Raw genomic sequence first — 9,698 nt, 5'->3', positions numbered from 1 at the left:
GTGAGCCATTGTTTTTCTCCTCCTTCTTAACTAGAGGATGACACTTTAGCTCACTTTTTTGTTTCCGAAAGTGTATACAATTTATGATACTTTCCTGTATACGATTTAATGATATTCAACAGGGTTCAGGGTTCAGGGTTTTCGAAGGAGGGCGCGGTTCAAAGCAACAACGCCCTTACAGATTATCACCTTGTCACTTTGTCACCTTGTCAGGACCGCGCCTTGAGCAGGACATCTTCAATTCGGGCATCAGGTCGCACGCGAAACAACTGAATCAGGGCGTAAACGGCCATCGCAATATTTCCCAGAAGCAAAATGGCAATCAGCCAGACGATACGGGCCAGCCAGGATGATTCCTTGTAAATCACCCACAGATAAAAGGTTAAAAATCCAAAGTAAGTATCAAACAGCGTTGCGATAAACCAGGGGTGGGCAACCACCTCGCGCGGAATCTTCCACAACGCGGTATCCATACTGGCCCAACTGGTGACCGCCAGCATGCTGGCCAACACAAAGAGAAAGAAAATGCGCAACGTCCAGATCATAATGTCCTTTGGAGTGCGGCCCCTTTGGCGCCGCTTTGTCGGTCAAAAGAGCGTTGGATTATTGGGCCGGGTATAGATCACCTGCACCACACTGATATTGCGCATGGAAAAAGCGGCTTCGCAATAACTCAAGTAATACAACCATTTACGGATAAACGCATCGTTAAACCCGAGCGCACGGACCTGGTCCAGTTTTTGACAAAAGGTCTCGCGCCAGATTCGGAGCGTCCGGGCATAAAACACCCCCATATCCTCCAGGTCATGCAGATACAAATCGCTGGTTCGATTGATCGCCTGATTGACCCTTCCGACTGAAACCAGCAACGATCCGGGAAAGATATGTTTTTGAATCCAATCAACCCCTTTGCGCAGCAATTCATAGCGGGAATCAGGGCAGGTAATCATCTGCAACGCCAGCAATCCATCCTTTTTGAGAACGTCCTGACACTTTTGAAAATAGGTTTCGAGGAACGCATCTCCAACCGCTTCAATCATTTCAATTGAAACAATCTTGTCAAACTGTCCTTCGATGTGGCGGTAATCCTGGAGTCGAATCTCAATCTGGTCAGAAAGCCCTTCACGCTCAACCAGCGATTTGGCGTATTTAAACTGCTCTTCAGAAATGGTCACCGTGGTAATCCGACAACCAAAGGTTTTGGCCGCATACCGGCTAAAACCACCCCATCCAGTTCCAATTTCAAGGACATGGTCGGTGGCTTTGAGCTTGAGCTTGCGGCACAGCGCGTCATATTTCGCCAGTTGCGCGGCTTCAAGTGATTGATCGGGCGCCGCAAAATAGGCACAGGAATACGTCATCGTCGAGTCAAGAAAGGTCTGGTAAAACGCATTCCCCAAATCATAGTGCTCCTGGATATTGCGCCGACTGGTCCGCAAGCTGTTGGGACGCATCAGGTGATAGACCCGGTTCAAAAACCCGAAAATATTCACCAGCCAGGACTTCCCTTTTGAACCTGACATCACTTGAATGGTGTCAATGTTGTTGATGGCCCACGAAATCACGCGCGTGATATCGTCGGTATCCCAATCTCCGTCAACATAAGCTTCCCCAAACCCGATATCGCCATACAACACGCACTTTTTGAAAAACACTGGATTGAGAATCCGAAGTCGAGCGCTGTTGGCAGTCCCAGGCTGACCAAACGCGCGGTTTGTGCCATCAGGAAATTCCAGGTTCAAACAACCACGGGTCATGCTTTCAAGCACCCCGATCACAATGCGTTGATAAAATCCAAATGACTCAGTTGCGGCTGAAGTCACTGTTGTCGAAGAATCTGGCGACGAAGAAGGTGGGGATTCCAAAAAATTGGTATGGTCCGGCTGCGAACTCATGGGGTCTCGTGTGTCCTTCCAACAATAGAATGATGGGGGTGAATGACATCGCGCTGCAACGTGGGGTTCGCTGATTTGCGATGGAAGGGTATCTTTTTCAAATACAGTAAAAGTGCCTGATAGTGAATACCACCAATAACTTGCAAGGTTAATAAGGGATACTTGAAAGCAAACCACATCAACCGGGCATCAGTGAGTGGTTCCCGCGTTCCAATCAGCGAACTGACCAGCATTTTGGTTTCGCCGTTAAAATCATTGACATAGATTTTCAGACTGTCGTCCGGCAGTTGCAGCTTGAACTCAAATTGAAAATCCAGCTCAGAAAAGGGCGAAACGTAGAAATACTTCGGGGCCAGTAAGCGAAAGCGCGGTGGATTGTCACTGTGTGCACCTATCTTCGGAACAAAATATGGTTTGGTTTCATGAAACGTGTTATTTACTTCGGCAATGGCACAGGCGGGGGCACCCTGGCGATCAAAACAGAAGTAAAAAGAAACTGGATTAAAGATATACCCGGCAATGCGTGGCAAGGTCAGCAAGGTAACTCGACCACCGGAAACATCCACCCCATGCTGGCTGGCAAAGTCAATGATGTTTTCTTTCAAGGTTGGCGCTGTCCCGATGAAATGGTCAGATTCTCGAAAAGCATACAGGTTGAAACGTTCGCGACTAAAACTCCATAAGTGCCGGGCCAGCACCGGAATCTCATCCAAATCCAGATACATCATAAACACTCGATATTCAAACCGGTGGGGTTTGGGCTGCAGGCGGGCGTGCATCACCCGGCATTCGTACAGACACGAGGTTGAAAATCCGGTTGGTATTGAAGTGGTGGTTTGAATCAGGTTCATTGTCATTTCGTCAGGGTACATCTCATTTCCCAACCATCACTTCCAGATTGCCTTGCCGGTAATTGTCCGTGAAAGTTCAAGGGCTGAGGTAAAGGCATCTTCGTGAAACCCATATTTGAAATAACTTCCGCAAAAATATGTGGTCTGAAGCGGCGATATCTGGTTCAGTTTTGGGAGTTCGAGTTGGGCGTTCATAGCCTTGAGGGAAAAAAGTGGGTGTTCATATTCAATCCGTTTGAGGATGTGCTGTGGGTTGATTCGATGCTCACCATTGATTGAAACAAAATAATTCCGCTTGTCGGAGACTCCCTGTAAACTATTCATCCAATATATGGTTGTCGGAGACACCTTTCCTCGCTCATCGAACTCAATTCGGTAATTCCACGACGACCAGGCCAGTTTTCTCCGGGGCATCAAGCTTGCATCCGTGTGTAAAACGGCCAGATTTGGCTGGTAGGAAAATGCGCTGAGCAATCGCTGTTCATTTGGTGTCGGATCGCCTAATAATCGGAGGGCCTGGTCGCCGTGGCAGGCAAAAATCACCTTGTCAAAGGTCTGAGTCACTCCATCCCGTGTCTGGACGATGACCTGATTTGACGTTCGGGTCACCCGAACCACAGGCTGATTGACTCTGATTTTCTTTTGAAATGGTGCTGTGATTTTGGCGACATATGATTTGGCCCCCTGATCAACTGTCAGCCAGGGATGCTGGGTGTAGAGTCCCAAAAATCCGTGATTGTAGAAAAACCGCAACAAGGTCACAGCCGGGAATTCCAGCATTTTATCCGGCGGAGTTGACCAGACAGCCGAACTCATCGGAATCAGATAGAGGTTGAGCAAATCATCGCCATACTGGCGCTCTTCGATATATTGTTGAACCGTATAGTTTTGAAACCGATGTTCATTCAGAGCGTCAACCGCTTCTTTATTAAATCGGTCAATTTTGGCGAGCATGATCAGAAACCGGGGCCGTAACAAATTGCGCCGTTGGGCAAATAAATGATTGATACTTGAACCGCAAAACTCCAGTCCAGTCGGGATATGCTGAACACTAAACGACATCGTGGTTGGCTTTACCGCCACCTGCAACTCGCGGAAAAGTCGGGTCAAATTGGGGTAGGTGACTTCGTTGTACACCATAAACCCGGTGTCGATAGGGATAGGTTTCCCACCCTCGTCAGCTTCAACCGTGTTTGTGTGGCCGCCGACATAGTCGTTTTGTTCAAAAAGTGTCAAATCAAATCGCTGGTGCAGAAAATGAGCGCACCCAAGGCCGGCAATCCCGGTTCCAATGATGGCAAGAGTCGTCACAGCTTCCCTTTCCTGGATTCAGGGTAAGATTTCTGGTGTTGCTGGTTGGTAAGGGGGGATGGAAAAAGCTTGGACTGATTTTTTAACAGGAAATTCGAGTAGAAAGAAGTCAACTCCGTGGGAGATTACCAAATTATGCACCAGAACGTCATTTTTTTTGCCCATGGGAAGGAAAGCGGCCCCTGGGGAAGCAAGATCCAACGGCTGGCTGAGGTTGGAAAAGCCAGGGGGTTTGCCGTGGAAAGCCCCGACTATGCCGGGGTTGATGACCCCGATGAACGGGTCAGACGGTTGCTTGCCTTCAACCCAAAAGCCGCCAACCGGCTGGTTCTGGTCGGGTCAAGCATGGGGGCTTATGTTTCGTTGGTTGCTTCAAGAACCATTCGCCCAGATGGCCTTTTTTTACTCGCGCCAGCGATTCAAATTCCTTTTTATCCGGAATTTGAACCACCGCCACAGGCTGGTCAGGTTGAAATCATTCATGGCTGGCAGGATGAAGTCATTCCCGTCAATTTCGCGATTGACTATGCCCGGAAGTTCCACACCACGCTGCATCTGGTCGAGAGTGACCACCGGTTGATGAGCGCCTTGCCGATGATCGAATCCTGGTTTGCTGATTTCCTTGAACGAGTGCTGATATGAGTTTGTAGTCAATAGTCAGTAGTTCGCTAAGTACAAGTCCCCATAAAAGGGGGATGAAATTCGACCACTCGCTGGCAGAAACATTGGTTTTCGCCCGGATGGGCGAAAGCCAATTCGGAATCACCGAAATTCCATCCCCTATTTATGGGGACTTGTACTAAGCTCACTTGGTTGAATTACTTGACTGTTTCCTAATGCTTTCGAAGAACCAAACACCAGGCACCATATTCTAGTTGCCAGAAGATTGCCCGGGCAACTCGGTGGAAAACACCAGTTCAACTCGAAACGGAAGTTCCGGCTTCTTTTGACCTTTTTTGGGTGGCGGCGGAGCCGTAAGCGTTCCGCGAGCAAAAGCCTGTATCCGATCAGTTGGTACCCCACGCGAAGTCAAATAAGTCACCAGGACACGTGCCCGTTCGGTAGCATTGGCAAACTGAGGATCATCCTGATGGCGGCTCACACAGAGTGATTCAATACTCACAAACTGTTTACTTCGATTGAGATAGTCAATCAACACATCAAGTTTGTGTCCGGCTTCACCACTGAGCGACAGGGTTGGAACTGACACAAAAAAGGTACTCGGCACCACCACCACCGTTCCACGACTATCCACCCGGGTTTCAAATTCACGCGACACACGTTCTCTGAGCAAATCAAATTCCTGCTCCCGCTGTTTGATTTGAGCGGCTTCAACCTGCTGCTGCATCAGGCGATTATTGGCCGTTGCCGTTTCCAGATTTGACTTTGTCTGGTTATGGTTGGCCAGTTCGGCATTGTATTTTTCCTGGTATTCGTTGACCTGGGCTTGAGTTTCAGCGCGTAATTTACGTTCTTTTTCCAATTCAGCCTTGAGCCAACCAATATCTTTGAGTTGTTCTTCCTGCTGGACAATCACCGTATCGCGATCATTTAACTGCTGGCGCAATAACTCAGCTTTCTTTTTACTCACGGCAATTTTGCGAGTCCGTTCCGCCAGTCGAATTGATTGATCAGCCAGCTCAACCGCTTCTGAAACTTCACCAGCCTGGTATTGGGCTTCAGCCTTACTCAAGAGGGTTTCAGCCTCTGAAAACAGCCGTCGGGTATAGGATTCCGCCTCGTAATAGCGTGCAATTTCAACCGCTTGCGAAGCCTGAATCAATTCAATCGGATATTTTGGATCCTTGCGGAGTGCTGTTGGGGACGGAAGCACAATCTTGTTTTCCAGATCGGCATCTCCTGAAAAACTGATGGTGGTATCCATCGAATTCACCCCCACTGTGACAGGAACCTGATTGGCGACCGCGACCAGCCGTGACGGAGCACTGACCAAATAATGAGGTTCGGCGGTCAATATCAATGCAAAGGTTCGATGACGGGTTGAAACCGTGGCTTTTGAGCCAAGCCACCCGTCCAGCGTATCGCTTGAACGCTTTCGGAATTCACCCAAATTATCGGTCAGTCCTTCAGGGGTAATGGCCCAGATCACATAGGTTGCCGCCAGTGGTCCAACCTGTGAAGGCCGCGGCAGACGACCAATATCAACTGTTACCTGAGTCAAACCATCCCTGCGTTTGACCAGAGCCTTGCCTTTCACACCATTGGCAAACTTGATCGTCCCAAGCATCGGCACCTCAACTTCAGTTTCACTGGTGTAGGACATGGCAATGGTCTGGAAAGTAATATCACTTTGCGGTATACCACCCCCGCCTGTCGCAACCTGTCCCCTGGAAACAGTGAAGAGTGCTCCACTGGCCACCATCACCACTGCTATGATCAATCGTGTCAACTGGTTCATTGATTTATCCTCATTATAATCCTCGGGCTGAGGGCTGAGGGCTGAAGACGTCGGGCTCAAGGGTTGGAACCCGGTTTCTTCAGCCCCGAGCTTGCGAGTCTTCAGCCCTCAGCCCATGGATCTTTCACTGTCCAGGGGCATAGCCTTCACTATGAATGGCTTTCAAGTCGGGCCGGCGTGGAAAAGTCACTTTCAAACCCCGAAACCCGCTGTCATCCGAGGTGCCGCCAGCCGGGCGATAGACCACGACGTACTGGCTGCTCAATTCATCAACTATTTTTGAAAAAGCTCCCTTGAGTTCCGGCTCATTGATTGGAAAAAAGGCCATACCACCGGTTCGTTCACAGAGCCTGGATAACATCCGCTGATCAACTTCGCCAAACCGGAACCGGTCGCCCATCCCCAGAGCAAACACCGCAATACCGCTATCTTGCGCCTGTTGAATCACATCCTTGAGTCGCACTGAGCTTGATGTGTCCTGACCATCCGTCAAAACACAGATGGCTTTCCGAATTGCACGCTGGGTTTGCTGGTTGGAAGCTGTTGAACGAGTTTGTGACAAAATGTATTGAGCAGCGGAACCATTCAAAACTTCATGCGAAGTGATTTCGATGGCGTCAAAGAGACTGGAACCAAGTTCAGGCATCCCACCGGGCTCATCATCCCGGAATTGTTGCTCGCGTTCGATGCGCCCCAGAGCTGATTTCAAGTGCTTCAGGTTACTCGTCAGACCAGTTACGAGTGTGGTTGTCCCCTGAAAGGTCAGCAAGGCGCCGTAGTCCTGGCCTTCTCGAAAAAATGAATCGAAGAAAACATCCACTGCTCGCTTTTCAACCGTCAGTAACGATTCCTGGCTGGCACTCATATCCACCACCACCGCCAGCATCACCGGCAACCCTTTTCCAGTCGTAAAAACATCAATTTCCTGGCGTTCACCGCCGTCATGGAGTTCAAAATCCTGGGCTGTAATCCCCTTGACCAGGCGATTCTGTTGGTCCAGGACGGAAAAAGTCAGTTGGCGTGACTCAGCTTCAACCGTAATGATGCCTCCGGCGGTGGTTTCAATTCCTTGCGGTTCCTGATCTTGGGCGACAGTGGACTGTGGTCCAGTGCCGATAACACGTTTGCGGGTAATCAGTTCCTGGTCCTGGCCAGCCAATGCAGGATAAATCCAGCCTGGAGCGCATATCCCCAAACACAGAAAGCTCAGGACCCACTGGCGAACACTTTTTCCGGCCCATTGAAAATTTACAGATTTCATATTTTTTCGACACCGATCCCAATCCTGAAACCTGGTTTCAGGAACAGACTTCTTATCTGGATTGGATTGACAGGCTAAACACGACCGATTTGAGAAATGTGATCACTCTGATTCGCAGGTATGGCAAATCGGTTGTTTGACACCAGTTTGTAGTCAGTAGTCAGTAATGCGAATTAAGGGTTGAAAAAATCGTTCGTTGAAAACAAAGGGCTTATCAAAATCTCAAATTTCAGACGTCCAATCTGCTGTTTGTAAGTTGTTGATTTTGAAGTCTCAATTTCAACTCTTAACTGGCATCAGTAGTTCACTAAGTCTTTTTGATTGAACGACCTGACTATTTTCTAATACAAAGATTCCATTCCAAAACGATTTTGCTTGAACAGATGAAGATGCGCTGAGGTAGGGATTGATTACATTGAGCTGGAAAGAAGAAATTCTGAAGAAGATGAGCTGAAAAAACCAGGGCTCAGGGCTAAAGACTCGCAAGCTCGGAGCAAAAGAAGGGATGAGGGATGAAGGATGAGGGATGAAATAAAACCAATTCTTCAGCCCGAAGTCTTCAGCCCTCAGCCCCAAGCCCTGGTTTTTTCAGCCCCAAATGTGTTGACGGCTCTCTCTTCACGGGAAGCCATACTTTGATTTGGACGAATCCGCCCGGCAAATTGGCGGCTTCAAGTTTCCCAAAATGGGCATCAACAATGTGCTTCACAATGGCAAAGCCAAGCCCAGATTCGCCGCATCTTTTTGAGACAAAAGGCTCGCAAAATCGGGCCAGATTGCCATCTTTGAGAAATACCCCATGATCCAAAAACTCAACCGTTACACCTGGTTGTGACTGAAAATTCTCCTGGTAAGCACGGACAATGACTTTTTGGGTTGGTGCCGACGCCCGAATCGCCCCTTCGATCAGCAAAATCCAGGCTTGTTGGAGCGCCTGTGAATCCAGTTGAAAGGATGGAAGATCATCAGATACAGCAAGTTCGAGGGAAATAGTGTGCTCGCTGGCAACTGGCAGGCAATGATCAATCGCAACCTGAAGTGTGGTCAGAAACGGTATTTCTGAGAATTCAACTGGCAATGGCGATTCAAATTCTAAAATTTCCTGCATCATCTTGACTAATCGCCGCTGCTCAGCCCGCAATACAGCCAGAAACGGTTCCTGATCTTGAGTCATTCCAAATCTGGCCACCAAAGCATCCAGGGTTGAACTCATTGCAAACACTGGATTTCGCAGATGTTGGATCAACCCGCCCAGAAACCCTTCCGGCAGGTGAGGCGCAGACTCTGAGTTTTGGATTTCCTGAAAGACCAGACATATCACCTGATGGGGAAGAAACGTGCTGCCGTGCCGGGAAAGTTGAAGCAGACTGGGAGAATGCGACGGTGCTCTCACCGAGGTTGAAAGCGAAACGGTCGCCAATTGGACTCCAGATTCAATAAACTGCTCAATTGCCTGCCCCACCTCTGAAGAAAACATGTCGCCCACAACCGAAATACTTTCTCCATGGCGAATCTGTTGCGCCAGTTGGTAAACACCAGCATTTGCATAAACAATCTCTTTGTTCAGCCCCACCACCGCCACTGGTGACGGAATAAGATCAAAGAGTCGAATGGACTCTTCCGTCAAAATAATTCCGGCCTGGTCATGACAATTTTGGTGGTTCATAATTCTGACGACTTTTCCTGAGTGAGTGCCCGCCCGAGAATGGTGATGTTTCTCCGGAAAAAGGCAATTTCATTCCGCGTTGAGAAAAGACAACTCACCATCACAATAAACTGGTCTTTCACATTCCAAATTAAAGCGCATCCCACATCCTGAGCTATAGCTTTTCAGATAAATATTTCCAGGACAAGTGCGTCATTATTCAGTAATAAGAAGAGGCTAAGGTAACTTATGCCGCCTCCTTCAACCCACACAACGCCAAAATTTCTTCTTGTCTATTTTGAAATCGGGCAATCGC

At 48.7% G+C, this 9,698-nt stretch carries 8 protein-coding genes; 1 reads left to right on the top strand and 7 read right to left on the bottom strand.

Features of this window, described 5'->3' with window-relative positions; genetic code table 11:
* Window positions 1-209 precede the first annotated feature (209 nt).
* From HY774_28460 to HY774_28445, 4 genes are read right to left on the bottom strand one after another with little or no spacing between them, the layout of a single operon-like run.
* Window positions 210-545, bottom strand: a complete 336-nt coding sequence (locus HY774_28460) for a DUF1475 family protein (GenBank protein MBI4752442.1) — start codon at window positions 543-545, stop codon at window positions 210-212.
* Between the two features lie 42 nt (window positions 546-587).
* Window positions 588-1,895: a class I SAM-dependent methyltransferase gene (locus tag HY774_28455; GenBank protein MBI4752441.1), complete on the bottom strand. Its 1,308-nt coding sequence runs from the start codon at window positions 1,893-1,895 to the stop codon at window positions 588-590.
* A complete protein-coding gene (locus HY774_28450; protein MBI4752440.1) occupies window positions 1,892-2,746 on the bottom strand; it encodes a DUF1365 domain-containing protein in 855 nt (284 codons plus the stop codon). Before HY774_28450 ends, HY774_28455 begins: the two co-directional genes overlap by 4 nt.
* A 36-nt stretch (window positions 2,747-2,782) precedes the next feature.
* Window positions 2,783-4,057 carry an FAD-dependent oxidoreductase gene (locus HY774_28445; GenBank protein MBI4752439.1) on the bottom strand — a complete coding sequence of 425 codons (1,275 nt, stop codon included), beginning with the start codon at window positions 4,055-4,057 and terminating at the stop codon, window positions 2,783-2,785.
* Between the two features lie 135 nt (window positions 4,058-4,192).
* Between HY774_28445 and HY774_28440 the strand changes: the two genes are divergently transcribed.
* Window positions 4,193-4,699, top strand: a complete 507-nt coding sequence (locus HY774_28440; GenBank protein MBI4752438.1) for an alpha/beta fold hydrolase — start codon at window positions 4,193-4,195, stop codon at window positions 4,697-4,699.
* Between the two features lie 229 nt (window positions 4,700-4,928).
* On the opposite strand, the gene HY774_28435 is transcribed toward HY774_28440, so the two are convergent.
* From HY774_28435 to HY774_28425, 3 genes are all read right to left on the bottom strand, one after another.
* Window positions 4,929-6,476 (bottom strand): hypothetical protein, encoded by a 1,548-nt coding sequence (locus HY774_28435; GenBank protein ID MBI4752437.1) that lies wholly within the window; start codon window positions 6,474-6,476, stop codon window positions 4,929-4,931.
* Window positions 6,477-6,600: 124 nt separating this feature from the next.
* Window positions 6,601-7,737: a VWA domain-containing protein gene (locus HY774_28430; protein MBI4752436.1), complete on the bottom strand. Its 1,137-nt coding sequence runs from the start codon at window positions 7,735-7,737 to the stop codon at window positions 6,601-6,603.
* Between the two features lie 559 nt (window positions 7,738-8,296).
* Window positions 8,297-9,403 carry a HAMP domain-containing histidine kinase gene (locus tag HY774_28425; GenBank protein ID MBI4752435.1) on the bottom strand — a complete coding sequence of 369 codons (1,107 nt, stop codon included), beginning with the start codon at window positions 9,401-9,403 and terminating at the stop codon, window positions 8,297-8,299.
* Between the last annotated feature and the right edge of the window lie 295 nt (window positions 9,404-9,698).

The sequence above is a fragment of the Acidobacteriota bacterium genome (assembly GCA_016208495.1).
Taxonomy (GTDB): Bacteria; Acidobacteriota; Blastocatellia; order Chloracidobacteriales; family Chloracidobacteriaceae; genus JACQXX01.
The sequence above is the reverse complement of the archived record's forward strand: the minus strand, read 5'-3'. Positions and strand labels throughout refer to the sequence as shown.

Excerpts from the sequence above, each read along its gene's own strand:
- HY774_28460 (MBI4752442.1), bottom strand. The coding sequence starts at position 545 with ATGATCTGGACGTTGCGCATTTTCTTTCTCTTTGTGTTGGCCAGCATG.
- HY774_28455 (MBI4752441.1), bottom strand. The coding sequence starts at position 1,895 with ATGAGTTCGCAGCCGGACCATACCAATTTTTTGGAATCCCCACCTTCT.
- HY774_28450 (MBI4752440.1), bottom strand. The coding sequence starts at position 2,746 with ATGAACCTGATTCAAACCACCACTTCAATACCAACCGGATTTTCAACC.
- HY774_28440 (MBI4752438.1), top strand. The coding sequence starts at position 4,193 with ATGCACCAGAACGTCATTTTTTTTGCCCATGGGAAGGAAAGCGGCCCC.
- HY774_28435 (MBI4752437.1), bottom strand. The coding sequence starts at position 6,476 with ATGAACCAGTTGACACGATTGATCATAGCAGTGGTGATGGTGGCCAGT.
- HY774_28430 (MBI4752436.1), bottom strand. The coding sequence starts at position 7,737 with ATGAAATCTGTAAATTTTCAATGGGCCGGAAAAAGTGTTCGCCAGTGG.
- HY774_28425 (MBI4752435.1), bottom strand. The coding sequence starts at position 9,403 with ATGAACCACCAAAATTGTCATGACCAGGCCGGAATTATTTTGACGGAA.